We start from the raw sequence: 16,462 nt of genomic DNA on the forward strand, positions 1-16,462 counted from the left end.
AGAATAGTCAGGACTAGTGCTTTAATACCGCGACCCCACTCACGGATTCGTTCTGATTAGTCTGCAGATTATAGCCGGAGATCATGCCGCCGGCGTGCGCGCCGATAAGCACACCATTGGCGTTGCCCGACACGCTGCCGCCTTGACAGCCGTTGCAGCTGCCCGCGAGCGTCATCGCGCCATTTTTGAAATCGGCCAGCGATACGCCTTGGGTCGAGGCCGCGTTCCATACCCGGCTCTGGCCGTCCGTCACATTGATGGCGTATGAATTGACGGTTGGATTGGCACCGAAGGTCACGCTGGCGCTGAGGCTATTGATCTGCCCACCCATATTGCCGTTTTCGTCGATCGGCGCGGTCGCGCCCACCACCGTCGAGTACGTCAGCGTGCCCGACATGTTCTGCACCACCGACAACGGCGTGCTGCCTCCTGGCGAAAACGCGTAGGCATGCAGGTTCGAGAACTGCCAATCGCCGTAGGCGTCGCTGGAAGCGCCGCCGTTATACACACCCCAGTAGACGGTGGCGCCGTCGATCGTCGTCGACTGGAAACTGACCGGCTGCACGGTGTCGTCGTCGACGTAGAACAGAATCGAGCCATCGTTCATCACCGCATACAGCGGCAGGCCCGTCTGCGGATCGACGCCGATTTGCCAACCCTGGTCGGTATTGCCGTCGATCGCCCCGAGCGCGATGCTGCCGCCTGAGTAGGTGACGCCGACATAGGCGGACAAGTCCGGGCTATCGACCGGATTATTGCTGAAATCGAAGGTGACGTTGTGCGAAATGATCTGGTTAGGCAACGGATTGGCCAGCGGATCCACCGGCGAAACGACCGGCGAAGCGATCAGCGCTGAAATGTCGTTCGCCAGCTTGGCCGTTTTGCCATTCAATCGCAGCGCCGCCTTCAGCGGCATCGCCCGCAACACTTCGGGCAGCGCCTCGATGACCGCCGGCTGGATATCGGTCAGCGGCGCGAACCCGGATTGGGCTGGATCGAGGCGAACGCTGCCGGTCGCCGTCGACAGCGTGGTGCCGCCGCTGATCACGTGATTATAGGTGCCGGGCGCGGTGGTACCGAAGCGTCCGCCGGTGGCGGGCACGTAGAACACCTCGTGATCGGTGCCGCGGATATGGATTTGCGCCGCCGGCGTCTGGATCAGATAGTTGGCCTTGTTGACGTGGCCGATATCGCCGGTCATGGCGCGCATGCCGCCCTGCTCCAGCGTCATGGCCAAGCGTTCGCTGCCGTCCATCTGCGCCGGCAGCTTGAAGGTGTCGATACGTAGCGTCGAACCGGGGTACAGCATGACGGCGCCACGGTCGGCCATGCGAAGCTGCAGCGTGCCGTCCTGCTCGCTGGTCGCCACCGCGTCGCCTTCGCACACGGCATCGCCCTGAGCCAGACGGCGTGCCGGCAGGCTTCCCTGCCGCGCCGTCACGCTGCCACGGGCAAACAGCACATAGCCGGCCAGATGCGGCTGGCTCGCCGGCGCCCGCGTCACGCCGGTGCCGCCCATGCCGCCCCAGCCCTCTTGGGAATCGTTCGGCCGGGCATTCGCTTCGGCCGGCGCCGGCGGCGCTTGGCGCACGCCGGTACCGCCGATGCCGCCCCAGCCCGGCGCTTGATCTTGATCCGGACGCGGCGCCGAGGATGCCGTACGCGCCCCTGTACCGCCCACCCCGCCCCAGCCGCCGTCAAGCGGCGCCTCGCCGGCGGGCGATGCCAGCGGCGCTGTCTGCCGTCCCTGCGCGTCGAACGCGCAGCTCGCCGCCGCCCCGCTCACGGAGGGAGCCAGCGCCAACAGGGCCAGGCAAGCGACGGCGCGCAGACGCTTCATCATGATGGATCCGTAGTGGTTTCCTGGGTCTCGGCGGCGTGGTAGAAATACGCGCCGAAATGCATCCGTTGCGTTGCATCGGCGGACGCGGACTGATTCTGTTCCACCATGCCCCGCGCGATGCGGTTGATCTCCAGCAGGGCATCCATGCTGAGCTGTTCCGCCCGCTGTTTCAGCTGCTGTACTTGTTCCTCGGTCAAGCCATGGTAGAACACGCAGCGGTCCATGTAAGGCGCCGCCTGGCCTTCCAGGTTCGATACCACGGCCGACAAATGGTCATGAATATTGCGCCCGAAGAAATCCATTTTTTCTTCCAGCGCCGGCGATTGCAGCAATGCCGCCACGTTGAGATGCACGATGTCGTGCTCGTCGAGGCGGACGAGATCGGTGCGGCGCCATTCATCCAAGAAAACACGGGCGCGCACGTCCTTGCTGATGTCGTTGACCATCTGCTCGAAGGAGAGTGCGCCCTGATGCGCCAAGCGCGGCAAAGGCCGCGGGCGGCCATGTTCATCCTGGAATTGGGGATCGCCGAGCCATTTGGCCAACAGCTGCGCCTGCAGCGAAACGTGGCTGGTGCGTTCGAGGTCCAGCGGCGCGTCGGCCGTTTCGCGCAGCCGCTTGACGTCCTTGCGGTGCACACCGGTCAGCACGCTGATGCGGCTATCGGTCTGGGTCTTGCCCGGCAAGGCAAAGTCCCGTTCGGCCACGTCCACGTACACGCGTTTGAGCAGCTCCGCCAAGGCAGGGAAAGCCATGCCGTGGTCAAGCAATAGGCGCACCAAGGGCTCCAGCAGGTAGCGCAGGGCCTGGAGCAGCTTGGACGGAGGACTGGCGGAGGTACTCATAGGGATATTCAGCATCTATAACATGTGCTAGCGTAACATGAAGATTTCTTGCGTTCAGCATTTATGGGTAAATTTCCCACGCCGCTGAGGCAATTCAACCAACTATGCAACACACCTCCTTGCTGATCGATACCCACTGCCATCTGGATGCCGATGAGTTCGCCAGCCAGCGCGACCAAGCCGTAACGGCGGCGCTCGCCGCCGGCGTCGGCCAGATCGTCGTGCCAGCCGTGGCCGCCCGACTGTTTGCCGCCTGCCTCGCCATGCGCGCGCGCTACGGCTGCCTGATCGCCTTCGGCCTGCACCCTCTCTATTGCGCCGAGCATGTGGACGACCATCTGACAGCGCTGGAAACGCGATTGCGGCAGGACCAGCCGGTGGCCGTCGGCGAAATCGGCCTGGACGCCTGGCTGCCCGATGCCGACCTGGCGCGGCAGGAAACCCTGTTTGTCGAACAACTCAAGCTCGCGCGCCGCTTCGATTTGCCGGTGATCCTGCACCTGCGGCGTGCCCAGGACCGGGTGCTGAAGTACCTGCGCCAGATTCCGGTGGCCGGCGGCATTGCTCACGCCTTCAATGGCAGCGAACAACAAGCACAGGCATTCATCGCATTGGGTTTTAAACTCGGCTTCGGCGGCGCCATGACTTATACCGGCTCGCAGCGTATCCGGCGGCTCGCGGCGACACTGCCGCTCGACAGCCTGGTGCTGGAAACCGACGCCCCCGACATTCGCCCGGCCTGGGCGTCCGATGTGCCGAACCAGCCCGCCAATCTGGCACGCTTTGCCGCCGAGCTCGCGTCGCTGCGGCAACTGCCACTGGCAGAGGTTTGCCGCCAGACCACGGCCAACGCCCGCCAAGCACTCGCCATAAATGACACAAGCTTGGGTCAACTGCATGCAGCGCGCGATCCGCAGTTGCCATATGCATAGCTATTTATGCTAATTTGGTAATGTATACATGATTGTCATGCAGGAACTGACTGCCATGCCATATGTTCACCTCCAGCCGGATGGCGCCATCGACGCGCTGTACCTACACCCCGGAGACGGGCGCGCATTCCTGTCGTTGAGCGATTTCCGCGTGCTACGGTTCTTGCAGGCCTCCGACTCCGCGTTGGCCACGGCGCTGCTCAACGCCTCCGACGACGCGCACCACTTGCTGCTCGCCGCCTTGATCGACCTCTTGGTGCGCAAAAAAGCGCTTTCTGGCCAAAAGTGGATATCCGAGCGCGACCTGCATCTGCCGCATCGGCAATTGAACGATTTGACCGATACCGTGGAAACCAGCGAGGACGAGGCGCAGAAAACGTTGTCGGATTCGGACCGCAATGCCGCCCGCATTACCGAGGACGTCATCGACGCGCTGATCGCGCGCAAGATCATCCGCCTCGACGACCTGCCGCCGGCGGCACAACACCTGCTGGCGATACGGCGGGCGCTGCGCGTCTATTTGGCCGACACGGCCGATGACTTGGATGAGGTATAGGCGGCCAGCGGGCTCAAACGCACGTAACCGATCACCGCGCCGAAAAACACCGCCGACAGGACGATTTCGCCCCAGGCCAACCGCTGCGATAAACCATGGTCGGCCCAGGCACGCATCACGCCCTCGGTTAGAAACAACAGAATGAACATGCTGGCCCACTGGTAGGTATAGCGACGGCCGCGCAAAATGCCGAACAGCGGCGCGAGCAGCAGCACCGCCTTCAACACCAGCCAGGAACCGCCCGGCCTCAACGGCGCAAGCCACAGCTCCCACGCCAGCGACAGGAAAATCAGGCTAATCAGGCTCGCCACCGCGAGTAGATGGCAGACCACGCGGTTCATGCCGCGCTCCTGGCGCGTTGGCGCTCCATGAACATCGCCGCCAGAATGCCGGTCTCGTACAACAGCCACAGCGGCACCGCCAGCATCGTCTGCGACAGCACGTCCGGCGGGGTGACGATGGCCGCCACGACAAACGCACCGACAATCACGTACGGCCTGCCCGCGCGCAGTTTCGCCACCGTCAGTACGCCGATGCGCACCAACAGCACCACCACCACCGGCACCTCGAACGCCGCGCCGAACGAAACGAACATGCCCAGCACGAACGACAGATACTTGTCGATATCGGTCATCATCGCCACGCCGCTCGGCGTCACCGCGGCCATGAAGGTGAACACCAGCGGAAACACCAGGAAATAGGCGAACGACATGCCGAGGCAGAACAGCAGCACGCTGGAAACCACCAGCGGCAGCACCAGCCGCTTTTCATGGTTGTAGAGTCCGGGCGCGACGAAAGCCCAGATCTGATACAGCGTGTTGGGTAGCGAAATCAGCAAGGCCACCAGCATGGTGACCTTCATCGGCACGAAAAACGGCGCCGTCACCTCGATGGCGATCATGTTGCTGCCGGCGGGCAGATGCTGCAGCAGCGGCCGCGCCAGCAAGTGATAGATGGCGCCTGACCAATGAAACAATACCAGGAAGACCAGGAAAAAGCCCACCAGGGCGCGAACCAGTCGGGTGCGCAGCTCGATCAGGTGGGCCAGAAGCGATTGTTCGATCATTGCGTGGATTCGCGCGGCGTGGAAACGGAGGGAGGATCGGCAAACAGGTCCAGCTGATTTTCATCGATCACGGCGGCAGGCGGTGAGACCGGTTCGGCAGCAGGCTCGGCAACCGGTTCGGCGGCTGTCGGCGTTACAGCGGCGGCCGGTTTGACCTCGGGCGACACGCTGGCGTCGGCCGTCAGCGCCGCCACCTCGGCATCGACCGAGGCGCGAGCCGCCTCGATCGCCTCGCTGGTCTCGCTGGTCTCGCGTTGCGCCTGTTGCACGGTCTGCTGCACTTGGTCGACCTCGGCGGTCAGTTGCTGCTGCAGGGCCGCGGCGGTTTGCTGCACTTCCTGCTTCAGCGCCGCCAGACTGGCCAATTCGGTATGCTGACCGATATCGGCCTTGACGCTGGCGACGAAGCGCTGCGCGCGCGCCACCAACGCGCCGAGCGTGCGCGCCACCGCCGGCAGGCGCTCGGGACCGAGTACCACCAGCGCCACCACGCAGATCAGCAGGATTTCACCAAAACTGATATCGAACACGTTGTCCCCAGGCGGTTATTTCTTTTCCGACTCGCCCTCAATCACGCGGCCCGTCTTTTCGGTCTCTTGGGTCGACGGCTTTTCCGACTCGCTCTTCATGCCTTCCTTGAAGCCGCGCACCGCGCCACCCAGATCCTTGCCGATGCTCGGCAGCTTTTTGGTGCCGAAGATCAGCACCACGATCAACAGAACGATCAGCCAGTGAAAAATGCTCAAAGAACCCATGTCTATTCCCTTACATCTTGTGACCGAAAACGTGGACGTGCAGGTGGAATACCTCCTGCCCGCCGCCACGGCCGGTATTGATGCCGGTCTTGAAACCGGCGGCGAGTCCCTGCTCGGCGGCGAGTTTCGGCGCGAGCAGCATGATCTTGCCCAACAGCGACTGGTGCGCTTCGCTGCAGTGCGCCAGCGAATCGACGTGCGTCTTCGGAATGATCATGAAGTGCACCGGCGCGATCGGACGGATGTCGTGGAACGCCACGACGTCGTCGTCTTCGTAAAGCTTGTTGGCCGGGATGTCACCGGCGGCAATCTTGCAGAAAATACAATCAGTCATCAACCTTCTCCGAGGGCGGTGAGCGCGGATACTCAGGGTTTCGGCGCGCGCGAGGCTTTTTCGTCCAGGCCGGAAATGCCTTCGCGGCGGTGCAGCTCCATCAGCACGTCATCCGGCCGCAAACCATGCCAGGCCAGCAGTACCATCGAATGAAACCACAGATCGGCGACCTCGCGCACGATATGCAATTTATTGCCATCCTTCGAGGCCATCAAGACCTCGGCGGATTCCTCGGCCACCTTCTTCAAAATCGCGTCCTCGCCCTTTTGAAACAACGAGGCAACGTAAGAGGTCTGCGGGCTGGCCTCACGCCGCGCTTCCAGCGTGTCGGCGATGGTTTTCAGCACATCGGCGTGGGTCATGACATTCCTTAGCGCAGCGAGCCGGGCGGCCCGGCGACAGCGCTCATTTTAGCGCTGTCCGCCGCCGCCTCGCCAATGGATTTATGAGTTGTGGGTATAGATGGCGGCCGGATCCTTGAGAACCGGGTCGACGGTTTGCCAGCCACCGTTTTCGAAGCGCCGGTAGAAACAGCTTTCGCGGCCGGTATGGCAGGCGATGCCGCCATCCTGGCGCACCGCCATGACGATAACGTCGCCATCGCAATCGAGGCGCAATTCGCTGACATGTTGAACGTGGCCGGACGACTCGCCCTTTTGCCACAGGCGTTGGCGCGAGCGGCTGAAATAATGCGCAGTGCCGGTTTCGGCGGTCAACCGCAGCGCTTCGCGGTCCATCCACGCCATCATCAGGATGCGGCCGCTGTGTTCGTCCTGCGCGATTGCCGGCACGAGGCCGTCCGCATCCCACTTCACTTCATCAAGCCACATGGCACGTCCTCACAGGCGCACTTCGATGCCGGCCGCGCGCATGGCGAGTTTGGCATCGCGCACCGTGTGTTCGCCGAAATGGAAAATACTGGCGGCCAGCACGGCGTCGGCCTTGCCTTCCGACACGCCCTCGACCAGATGCTGCAGATTGCCGACACCGCCGGAGGCGATGACCGGAATCGACACGGCTTCCGACACCGCGCGCGTCAACGGCAGATTGAAGCCGACGCGTGTGCCGTCGCGGTCCATGCTGGTCAGCAGAATCTCGCCCGCGCCCAGGCGCTGCATCTTCAGCGCCCATTCGACGGCGTCGAGCCCAGTGGCGTTGCGCCCGCCATGGGTAAACACTTGCCAGCGATCGTTTTGCGGCGTGACCGCCTTGGCGTCGACGGCCACCACGATGCACTGCGAACCGAAACGGGCGGCCGCCTCCTCGACCAGCGCCGGGTTGGTCACCGCCGAGGTATTGATGCTGACCTTGTCGGCGCCGCAATTGAGCAGGCGGCGAATGTCATCGACCTTGCGCACGCCGCCGCCGACGGTCAGCGGAATGAAAACTTCATTGGCTACCGCCTCGATCACATGCAGAATCACATCACGCTCGTCGGAACTGGCGGTGATGTCGAGAAAAGTCAGCTCGTCGGCCCCTTGCTCGTTGTAACGCCGCGCGATCTCGACCGGATCGCCGGCATCGCGCAGGCCGACGAAATTGACCCCCTTGACCACGCGGCCGGCGGTCACGTCCAGGCAGGGAATGATGCGTTTGGCCAGCGCCATCTCAAGCGTCCTGATTGGACAGCTGATCGGCCAGCGTCTGCGCCTCGGCGAACGGCAGCGAGCCCTCGTAGATCGCCCGTCCGGTCACCACGCCCTCGATGCCCTCGCCTTCGACCGCGGCGAGATGCCGCACGTCATCCAGGTTGGTCAGTCCGCCGGAGGCGATCACCGGCACGTGCAACGCTTGCGCGAGCTTCACCGTGGCCTCGATGTTGACGCCCGTCATCATGCCGTCGCGGCCGATGTCGGTGTAGATCACCGACACCACGCCGTAATCCTCGAAACGCTTGGCCAGCTCGATCACCGAATGGCTGGTGAGCTTGGCCCAGCCATCGGTGGCCACCACGCCGTCCTTGGCGTCCAGGCCGACGATCACCTGATCCGGAAACGCGTCGCAGGCATCGCGCAGAAAGCCCGGCGTCTTGACCGCGGCCGTACCGATGATCACGTATTGCAACCCCATTTCCAGGTACTTGTCGATGGTGTCCAGATCGCGGATGCCACCGCCCAACTGCACCGGCATATCGGCGCCGACTTCGGCCAGAATGTCGCGGATGACCGCCAGATTCTTCGGCTTGCCGGCGAAAGCGCCGTTCAGATCCACCAGATGCAGTCGGCGCGCGCCCTGATCGCGCCAGTGAACGGCCACTTCCACCGGGTCATCGGAAAACACCGTGGCTTGGTCCATCTGGCCCTGCCGGAGGCGTACACACTGACCATCCTTGAGGTCAATTGCGGGTATGAGCAGCATGGTAAGTCTTGATTTCGTTAAGGTTGAACCGTGCCATCCCAGGCCAGAAAGTTCTTCATCATTCGAAGACCGGCCGTGTGGCTCTTTTCCGTGTGAAACTGTGTGGCAAACACGTTCTCGCGCCCGACGACGCAAGAAAAGCGCCTCGGGTATTCGCTTTCGCCCACGGTCAGCACCGCCTCGGCCGGGTCGAAATAGTAACTGTGGACAAAATAAAACCGCTCGCCATCCTCGATGCCGGCAAACAGCGGGTGCGACCGTGTCTGAAACACCCGGTTCCAGCCCATGTGCGGCACCTTGAGGCGCCCGTGCGCATCGGACAAGCCGTCGGCGAAGCGCCGCACCCGCCCCTTGAATAGGCCAAGCCCCGGCGTATTGCCCTCTTCGCTTTGCTCGAATAGTAGTTGCGCGCCGACGCAGATGCCGAAAAACGGCTTATCGCGCGTCGAGGCAAGCACCGCCTCGGCCAAGCCGTGCGCGTTCAATTCGCGCATGCAGTCCGGCATCGCGCCCTGGCCGGGAAAAACCACTTTGTCCGCCTTCAGCACCGCCTCGGGATCCGAAGTCAGCATAATGCGCGCCCGGCCCTCGTTGACCGCCTCGAGGGATTTCACCACCGAGTGCAAATTGCCCATGCCGTAGTCGATGACCGCTACATTGATCATGCTGACAGGGTCCCCTTGGTCGACGGCGTGGCGCCCCCTAGACGCTCGTCAATCTCACAGGCCATACGCAGCGCGCGACCGAACGCCTTGAAGATGGTTTCGGCTTGATGGTGCGCATTGACGCCGCGTAGATTGTCGACGTGCAAGGTCACCATCGCATGGTTGACGAAGCCGTGAAAAAATTCGGAAAACAGATCGACGTCGAACTGGCCGATCGCGGCGCGGGTGTACTCGACCGCGTAGGTCAGGCCCGGGCGACCGGACAAATCGATCACCACGCGCGACAGCGCCTCGTCGAGCGGCACATAGGCATGCCCATAACGGCGAATGCCCTTTTTGTCGCCGATGGCGCGCGCGAAGGCCTGGCCAAGCGTGATGCCGATATCCTCGACCGTATGGTGAGCGTCGATGTGCAGGTCGCCCTCGGCGTGGATATCGAGATCGACCAAGCCATGACGGGCGACCTGATCGAGCATGTGGTCGAGAAACGGCACGCCGGTCTGTAACTTGGCCTGCCCGCTACCGTCCAGATCGAGGGTCACGGTAATGCGGGTTTCCAGGGTATTGCGGGTAACGGTGGCTGTTCGCATGGTTTATTCGAAGTAGGCGGTCAAGGCGGCCAAAACCGCGTCGTTTTCTTCTGGCGCGCCGATGGTGATACGCAGACAGTTCTCCAGCAACGGGTGGCTGCCATGCAGATTCTTGATCAAAATGCCGGCTTGTTTCAGATAGGCAAACAGCGCGTTGGCATCCGGCACCCTCGCGGTGATGAAATTGGCCTCGCTCGGAAACTGGGTCACCGCCGGGAAGGCGGCCAGCCGGTCGGCCACGCGCGCGCGCTCCTGACACAATTCGCGCGCCTGGCCGTCGAACACCGCGCGGTGCTCAAGCACGAAGCGCGCGGTTTCCTGAGTCAGCACGTTGACGTTGTAGGGCGGCCGCACCTTGTTGATCGCCTCGATCCAAGCGGGGGTCGAAGCGGCATAGCCGAGGCGGATGCCGGCCAAGCCGATCTTCGACAGCGTGCGCATCACCAGCAGGTGCTCGACCTTGCCGGCCAACGGCATCAAGCTATCACTAGCAAAAGCTTGATAGGCTTCATCAACCACCACCAAGCCGGTCGCGGCGTCGAGAATGGCCTCGATGTCGGCGCGCGCAAAGCGGTTGCCGGTCGGATTGTTCGGATAAGCAATGAAAATCACCGCCGGCTGCTGCTCGCGGATCGCCGCCAGCACGCGCGGCAGGTCCAGACTGAAATCCGGATTGAGCGCAATACCGGCATAGTCGACGCGCGAGAACTGCGCGTTGAGCCGGTACATGACGAACGAGGGTTCAAACGCCATCAGCTTGGCGCCGGGCTTAGCCAACGCCTGAGTAATCAGCGTGATGATCTCGTCCGAGCCGTTGCCGAGCAGCACCTCCGCTTCGGGCGGAATCGCAAAGCAATCCGCCAGCTGCGCCTTGAGGCCGTTGCCGGCCGGGTCCGGATAGCGGTTGAGCAGCACGTCGGACAAGCGCCGTCCCAGTTCGCTGCGCAATGCCGGCGGCAGACGAAACGGATTCTCCATGGCGTCGAGCTTGATGTAGCCAGTCGCGTCTGCCACGTGGTAAGCCGGCATCTCAAGGATTTCCGGGCGGATCAGGTGTGCGGCGGATCGTTTCATATTCTCGGTTCTGGCCCGCCATGGACGAGGCAGGCATTCCTCAATTATATGTCATTAAATCATCATGTGTCGGCAGACGGCAGGCGCAGTTCGGCGGCGCGCGCATGCGCGGTCAGCCCCTCGCCGTGCGCCAGCGTCGAGGCGATCGGCCCCAGTGTTGCCGCGCCGGCGGCCGACACCCGGATCAGACTCGTGCGCTTCTGGAAATCGTAAACGCCAAGCGGGCTTGCGAAGCGCGCGGTACGCGAGGTCGGCAGCACGTGGTTCGGCCCGGCGCAATAATCGCCCAGGCTCTCCGAGGTGAAGCGTCCGAGGAAGATGGCGCCGGCGTGGCGCAGCTTAGGCAGCCAAGCGCCCGGTTCGGCCACCGACAGCTCCAAGTGCTCCGGCGCGATACGGTTGGCGATCTCGCACGCTTCCTCCAGGTCGCGTACCTGGATCAGCGCGCCGCGGCCGGACAGCGACGCCACGATGATGTCTCGCCGCGGCATGGTCTCGATCAGGCGCGCCATGCTGGCCTCGACGCGGCCGATGAAATCCCGCGACGGCGACAGCAGGATGGCCTGGGCGATTTCGTCATGCTCGGCCTGGCTGAACAGGTCCATGGCGATCCAATCCGGATCGGTCTCGCCATCGCAAATCACCAGAATTTCGGACGGGCCGGCCACCATGTCGATGCCGACCACACCGAACACGCGCCGCTTGGCCGCCGCCACCCAGGCGTTGCCTGGGCCTGTGATCTTGTCCACCTGCGGCACCGTCTCGGTGCCGTAGGCCAGCGCCGCTACCGCCTGCGCCCCGCCGATGGTGAATACGCGGTCGACGCCGGCGAGGTACGCCGCCGCGAGCACCAGATCGTTGCGTTCGCCGCCCGGCGTCGGCACCACCATGATGATTTCGCCCACCCCGGCCACCTTGGCCGGCAGCGCGTTCATCAGCACCGAGCTGGGATAGGCCGCCTTGCCGCCCGGCACGTAGATGCCGACGCGGTCGAGCGCGGTGACCTGTTGGCCGAGCAGCGTGCCGTCCTCTTCGGTATACGACCAGGATTCCAGGCGCTGATGCTCGTGATAGCGGCGCACCCGCGCCGCCGCCGCTTCCAGCGCCTGGCGCTGTGCCCCAGGCAGCCGGGCATGCGCCGCCGCCAACTCGTCGCGGCTCAGGGTCAGATCGGCCATCGTCCGCGCCGACAGGCGGTCGAAACGGTTGGTGTACTCGACCACGGCGGCGTCGCCGCGGTGCTGCACGTCGGCGCAAATCGCGGCCACCCCCTGGTCGACCGTCGGATCCTGCGCGGTTTCAAAGGCCAACAGCGCGTCAAGGCGCGCGGCGAAGTCGTCCTGCGAGCTATCCAGATGCAGCATGATGGTCATTCCCGGCCGGCGGCCGATGCCGCGGCGAAAGCATCCAGCACCGGCTGGATCGTGTCGTACTTGAGCTTGAGCGCGGCTTGGTTCACCACCAGCCGCGAACTGATGTCCAGAATGTGCTCGACCGCCGACAAATGATTGGCCTTGAGCGTGTTGCCGGTCGACACCAAGTCGACGATGGCGTCGGCCAGTCCCACCAGCGGCGCCAGCTCCATCGAGCCATAGAGCTTGATGATGTCGACGTGGACGCCCTTCTTGGCGAAGTGCTCGCGGGCAATTTTCGGATATTTGGTCGCTACTTTGAGGCGCGCGCCATGTTTAACCGCATCGTCATAATTAAAGCCGTCGGGCACGGCAACCATCATGCGGCAGCGGGCAATATTCAGATCGAGCGGCTGATAGAGCCCGGCGCCGCCATGTTCGATCAATACGTCGCGGCCGGCGATGCCCAGATCGGCGGCGCCGTATTGCACATAGGTCGGCACATCGGAAGCGCGCACGATCACCAGGCGGACATCCGCGTGGTTGGTGCCGATGATCAGTTTGCGCGAGGATTCGGGGTCTTCCGCCGCGGTAATGCCGGCGGCGGCCAACAGCGGCAGGGTTTCTTCAAAAATCCGCCCTTTGGACAAAGCAATGGTCAACGTCATGATAGGCGATATTCGTCAGACGACATCTCAAAAGATTAATGCAAATTCAAATGCTTGCGCCGTTACCAAACGCAGACACCTGAATGCGGCCATCCCAACAGAATAACCGAAAAGCCGCGGCGGGGTAAATGACCGCGCAAACCGGATCCACGCAGAAAAATCGCGAGATCAGCGAGTCATGGCGCGGCGCTCGCGTTCGAGCTGGCCGACATAGCGTTGGATCAGGTTTTCCATCTGCGTCGGCAGATTGATGAACGTACAGCCGATGCGCAGCGCGTCCTGGCCATTGCGCATCTGCAGCGGCAGACGGTGGCGCACTTCGAGCGCGCAGTGAAGATGGCCGAAAGGTTTCAACTCGACATGGCAATCGTGATAACAGGTGCCGATGTCGAAGCCGGCCATGCCCATATCCGGCAGCCACAGCGCCAGCCCGCCCAGACTGATGTCGAACACCGCCAGCTCCAGCGGCGCGCCGGGGAAATCGTTGATGGCGCACAACAGCGGATTGCCGATCGGGGTGCGTATGCGGAAAAACTCGCGCCGCTGCAGCTTGATCACCTGGTCGGGCAGCGGCGCCTCGAAGGCCGGCTTGCCCTCGTAGCTGATCTGCTTCACCTGGCCGGTGATGAATTGCGTTTTGACGCCATCGGGCGAACAGACGAAGACGTTGCGTTCGCTCGACAGCAGCTGTTGATTGGTGGCCTCGTCACTGCCCCAGTCGAAGACCATCGTCTGTTTCTTGTGATCGACGTCCAACAGACGAGTGAGGATGAACGTTTTACCCTTGTTCGAGAAAACCGTCACCATATAGCCGCTCTTGGCTATCGCCTTCAGGTGATGGACGATTTCGATCTGCGACACGAGCGTGTATTTCGACAGATCGAGCGTCTGGTTGGCACCTGACACGCTGGGCGGGTTTTCTTGACTCACAGTGCAAACTTTCAATGGATATTAGATATAAGACTATATGCCGATTTTAGCGTAACAATTGCTGAATATCATGCACCACGTCAGCCGCGGGACTGCCATACGGTTCGTAGACCCGCACGCGCCCTTCCGCGTCAAGCAAATACGACCCGGCGCTGTGATCCACCGAGTAGTCGCCTCCGGCAGCCGGCACCTTCTGCGCCACCACCTTGTAGGCTTTCATGACGCTGGCAACCTGGGCGACGCTACCGGTCAGCCCGACAAAAGTCGGATTGAAGTGCGGCACGTAACCGGCCAGCACCTGCTGGGTATCGCGCTCGGGATCGACCGACACGAACACCACCTGAAGCTTGCCGCCGTCCGCGCCCAGCTTCTTATAGATGTTGGCATATTCCAGTAGCGTCGTCGGACACACGTCGGGGCAATGGGTATAGCCGAAGAACAGCGCCACCACCTTGCCGCGGAACGAGGACAACGCGCGCGGCTTGCCGGTGTGATCGGTCAGGGTGAAATCGCCGCCGACCTCGGTGCCGGTGAGGTCAGTCCCCTTGAGGTCGAGCTTGATCGGCTCGACGCGTTGACAAGCCGCCAGCGCGACGACCAGCGCAAGCAGCAGCATTCGACGGAAAAAACGCATCAGCGGACAACCATTTGCCAGTAGTGATCCAACAACAATGCCGCGAACAGCGCGGTCAGATACCAAATAGACCAAGCGAACAGGCGGCGGGCCTGATCGGCAGCATACTGGCGATGCAATGACACAGCAATAAGAATAAGCCGCAAATTTAATATCACAACGCAGAATAAATAGAGGAAACCGCTGCCTCCCCACGCAACCGGCAAAAGGGTCAGCCCCGCCAACAGCAGCGCATACAACAGAATCGACAGCGTAGTGAAACGTTCGCCATGGGTCACCGGCAGCATCGGCAGGCCGGCGCGGGCGTAATCGTCGCGCCGGTACAACGCCAGCGCCCAGAAATGCGGCGGCGTCCAGGCATAGATGATGAGAAACAGCGCCAACGCCATCGGATCGATATGCTGGGTCACGGCCACCCAGCCGAGCACGGGCGGCATGGCGCCGCTGGCGCCGCCGATGACGATGTTCTGCGGCGTCGCCGGCTTGAGCAATAGCGTGTACACCACCGCATAGCCGACGAAGGTCGCCAACGTCAGCCACGCCGTCAACGCATTGACCCAGACGAGCAACACCAGCATGCCGGCGGCGCCAAGCATCGAGGCCGCCAGCAGCGTTTCCGGCGAACTCACCGCGCCGCGCGCGGTGGCCCGGTGCGCGGTGCGGCGCATGCGTGCATCGATCGTGCGTTCGACCAGACAATTGACCATCGCCGCGGCCGCCGCCACCAGCGCGATGCCGACCGTGGCAGGCACCACCACCGCCGGATCCGGCCAGCCGGGGCTCGCCAGCGCCATCCCGATCACCGCGCAAAACAAAATCAGCAACAACACGCGCGGCTTGCACAACTGCCACAGCGCCCGCGCATGCGTCGAGGCCAAATTCAGCGTCAGCGTGCTCATACCGTTTCTCCTGACAGATGGGTCAACACCACCACCGCCACCGACAAAAGCGCCAGCGCGCCGACGTTGTGCGCCACCGCCAGCGGCAACGGCAGCGCCAAGAGCACGTTCATCACCCCAAGGCCGATCTGCCCGAGCCACGCCAGCGCCAACACCGCGAGCGCGGGCCTGAGCGCCGTGTTGCGCCAGCCGCGCCACACCAGCGCGAGCGTCAACAACGACACCATCAGCGCGCCCAACCGATGCAGCCAGTGGATGGTGATCAGCGCGAGCCCCTGCGGATCGATGTCGCCGGCCGTCGCGGCCGGTGCGCGCATCAGACGCAGGGCCAAGTCAAAACGCAGCGGCGGCCACCAGGCGCCATTGCAGGTCGGGAACCCCTGGCAGGCCAGCGCGGCATGGCTCGCCGACACCCAGCCGCCCAGTACGATCTGCAGCAGCAAGAGCGCCACCAGCGCGCCGCCCAGCACGCGCAGCGGCCGGGCCGCGCGCATCACCGGCAGTCGCGCGCGCCACGCCAACGCCGCGAGACCGGCGGCCAGCGTCATGCCCAGCAGCAGATGCGCCGACACCACCACCGGTTTGAGCAACTGCGTCACCGTCCACATGCCGAGCAACCCCTGCAACACCACGCCGACGAGCAATAGCCGGCTCGCGTGGCGCAATTCGCCGCGGCGCGCGTTCAGGGCCGCCATCAGCAAGATCAGCCCGCCGAGGGTGGAGGCCAGATAACGGTGGACCATCTCGCGCCAAGCCTTGCCTGCCGTCACCGGACCGGCCGGGTCGGCCGCCTCGGCGCGCGCGATCTGCGCCGACGCCTGATGCGGGCTTAAGGCGCCATAGCAGCCGGGCCAGTCCGGGCAACCCAAGCCGGCTTGCGACAGGCGCACATAGGCGCCGAGCGGCACCACCAGACACGCCAATAGCCACGCCATCCAGACCAGTCTCATGCCACCCTCCC

22 protein-coding genes are annotated in these 16,462 nt (G+C 63.3%); 2 read left to right on the forward strand and 20 right to left on the reverse strand.

All coding sequences use genetic code 11. From position 1 onward, the window contains the following. Positions 1-13: 13 nt before the first annotated feature. Both JOZ06_RS06520 and JOZ06_RS06525 read right to left on the reverse strand, forming a co-directional pair. Positions 14-1,843, reverse strand: a complete 1,830-nt coding sequence (locus tag JOZ06_RS06520) for a FecR domain-containing protein (RefSeq protein WP_293230272.1) — start codon at positions 1,841-1,843, stop codon at positions 14-16. Further along, positions 1,840-2,688 (reverse strand): DUF6502 family protein, encoded by an 849-nt coding sequence (locus tag JOZ06_RS06525; RefSeq protein WP_293230273.1) that lies wholly within the window; start codon positions 2,686-2,688, stop codon positions 1,840-1,842. Before JOZ06_RS06525 ends, JOZ06_RS06520 begins: the two co-directional genes overlap by 4 nt. Before the next feature lie 104 nt (positions 2,689-2,792). Between JOZ06_RS06525 and JOZ06_RS06530 the strand changes: the two genes are divergently transcribed. Both JOZ06_RS06530 and JOZ06_RS06535 read left to right on the forward strand, forming a co-directional pair. Beyond that, entirely contained in the window at positions 2,793-3,620 is an 828-nt protein-coding gene (locus tag JOZ06_RS06530) for a TatD family hydrolase (protein ID WP_293230276.1), read from the forward strand. Positions 3,621-3,675: 55 nt separating this feature from the next. After that, a complete protein-coding gene (locus tag JOZ06_RS06535) occupies positions 3,676-4,176 on the forward strand; it encodes a hypothetical protein (RefSeq protein ID WP_293230278.1) in 501 nt (166 codons plus the stop codon). Here JOZ06_RS06535 and JOZ06_RS06540 read toward each other — a convergent pair. From JOZ06_RS06540 to JOZ06_RS06625, 18 genes are all read right to left on the reverse strand, one after another. Then, positions 4,137-4,517, reverse strand: coding sequence for a DUF2069 domain-containing protein (locus JOZ06_RS06540; RefSeq protein ID WP_293230280.1), 381 nt, complete (start codon positions 4,515-4,517; stop codon positions 4,137-4,139). The two genes, JOZ06_RS06535 and JOZ06_RS06540, sit on opposite strands and share 40 nt — an antisense overlap. Continuing rightward, positions 4,514-5,242 carry a twin-arginine translocase subunit TatC gene (gene tatC / locus JOZ06_RS06545; protein WP_293230282.1) on the reverse strand — a complete coding sequence of 243 codons (729 nt, stop codon included), beginning with the start codon at positions 5,240-5,242 and terminating at the stop codon, positions 4,514-4,516. The genes JOZ06_RS06540 and tatC overlap by 4 nt, the downstream gene beginning before the upstream one ends. Further along, a complete protein-coding gene (gene tatB / locus JOZ06_RS06550) occupies positions 5,239-5,772 on the reverse strand; it encodes a Sec-independent protein translocase protein TatB (protein ID WP_293230285.1) in 534 nt (177 codons plus the stop codon). The genes tatC and tatB overlap by 4 nt, the downstream gene beginning before the upstream one ends. Before the next feature lie 15 nt (positions 5,773-5,787). Continuing rightward, entirely contained in the window at positions 5,788-5,997 is a 210-nt protein-coding gene (tatA, locus tag JOZ06_RS06555; protein WP_293230288.1) for a Sec-independent protein translocase subunit TatA, read from the reverse strand. A gap of 10 nt (positions 5,998-6,007) precedes the next feature. Further along, positions 6,008-6,331, reverse strand: a complete 324-nt coding sequence (locus tag JOZ06_RS06560; protein WP_293230291.1) for a histidine triad nucleotide-binding protein — start codon at positions 6,329-6,331, stop codon at positions 6,008-6,010. Positions 6,332-6,363: 32 nt separating this feature from the next. Continuing rightward, positions 6,364-6,693 carry a phosphoribosyl-ATP diphosphatase gene (locus JOZ06_RS06565; RefSeq protein ID WP_293230293.1) on the reverse strand — a complete coding sequence of 110 codons (330 nt, stop codon included), beginning with the start codon at positions 6,691-6,693 and terminating at the stop codon, positions 6,364-6,366. A gap of 81 nt (positions 6,694-6,774) precedes the next feature. Next, entirely contained in the window at positions 6,775-7,161 is a 387-nt protein-coding gene (hisI, locus tag JOZ06_RS06570; RefSeq protein ID WP_293230296.1) for a phosphoribosyl-AMP cyclohydrolase, read from the reverse strand. 9 nt (positions 7,162-7,170) lie between these two features. After that, positions 7,171-7,938, reverse strand: a complete 768-nt coding sequence (hisF, locus tag JOZ06_RS06575) for an imidazole glycerol phosphate synthase subunit HisF (protein ID WP_293230299.1) — start codon at positions 7,936-7,938, stop codon at positions 7,171-7,173. 1 nt (position 7,939) lies between these two features. Beyond that, positions 7,940-8,689, reverse strand: coding sequence for a 1-(5-phosphoribosyl)-5-[(5-phosphoribosylamino)methylideneamino]imidazole-4-carboxamide isomerase (gene hisA, locus JOZ06_RS06580; protein ID WP_293230302.1), 750 nt, complete (start codon positions 8,687-8,689; stop codon positions 7,940-7,942). 17 nt (positions 8,690-8,706) lie between these two features. Further along, positions 8,707-9,351: an imidazole glycerol phosphate synthase subunit HisH gene (gene hisH, locus JOZ06_RS06585; RefSeq protein ID WP_293230375.1), complete on the reverse strand. Its 645-nt coding sequence runs from the start codon at positions 9,349-9,351 to the stop codon at positions 8,707-8,709. Continuing rightward, positions 9,351-9,944 (reverse strand): imidazoleglycerol-phosphate dehydratase HisB, encoded by a 594-nt coding sequence (hisB, locus tag JOZ06_RS06590; RefSeq protein ID WP_293230305.1) that lies wholly within the window; start codon positions 9,942-9,944, stop codon positions 9,351-9,353. Before hisB ends, hisH begins: the two co-directional genes overlap by 1 nt. 3 nt (positions 9,945-9,947) lie before the next feature. Continuing rightward, positions 9,948-11,018 carry a histidinol-phosphate transaminase gene (gene hisC, locus JOZ06_RS06595; protein ID WP_293230308.1) on the reverse strand — a complete coding sequence of 357 codons (1,071 nt, stop codon included), beginning with the start codon at positions 11,016-11,018 and terminating at the stop codon, positions 9,948-9,950. Positions 11,019-11,080: 62 nt separating this feature from the next. After that, complete coding sequence (hisD, locus tag JOZ06_RS06600) at positions 11,081-12,382, reverse strand: histidinol dehydrogenase (RefSeq protein WP_293230311.1); 1,302 nt, start codon at positions 12,380-12,382, stop codon at positions 11,081-11,083. Positions 12,383-12,387: 5 nt separating this feature from the next. Continuing rightward, positions 12,388-13,038, reverse strand: coding sequence for an ATP phosphoribosyltransferase (gene hisG, locus JOZ06_RS06605; RefSeq protein ID WP_293230314.1), 651 nt, complete (start codon positions 13,036-13,038; stop codon positions 12,388-12,390). 168 nt (positions 13,039-13,206) lie between these two features. Then, positions 13,207-13,968, reverse strand: a complete 762-nt coding sequence (locus tag JOZ06_RS06610) for a flagellar brake protein (protein ID WP_293230317.1) — start codon at positions 13,966-13,968, stop codon at positions 13,207-13,209. A gap of 46 nt (positions 13,969-14,014) precedes the next feature. After that, a complete protein-coding gene (locus tag JOZ06_RS06615; RefSeq protein WP_293230319.1) occupies positions 14,015-14,602 on the reverse strand; it encodes an SCO family protein in 588 nt (195 codons plus the stop codon). Continuing rightward, positions 14,602-15,501: a heme o synthase gene (gene cyoE / locus JOZ06_RS06620; protein ID WP_293230321.1), complete on the reverse strand. Its 900-nt coding sequence runs from the start codon at positions 15,499-15,501 to the stop codon at positions 14,602-14,604. Before cyoE ends, JOZ06_RS06615 begins: the two co-directional genes overlap by 1 nt. Next, the gene (locus tag JOZ06_RS06625; protein WP_293230324.1) at positions 15,498-16,451 is read right to left on the reverse strand and encodes a heme A synthase; all 954 of its coding nucleotides are present in this window, start codon (positions 16,449-16,451) and stop codon (positions 15,498-15,500) included. The genes cyoE and JOZ06_RS06625 overlap by 4 nt, the downstream gene beginning before the upstream one ends. Positions 16,452-16,462 lie beyond the last annotated feature (11 nt).

Origin of the sequence: Paludibacterium sp., from assembly GCF_019232825.1 — a bacterium.
Lineage (GTDB): Bacteria > Pseudomonadota > Gammaproteobacteria > Burkholderiales > Chromobacteriaceae > Paludibacterium.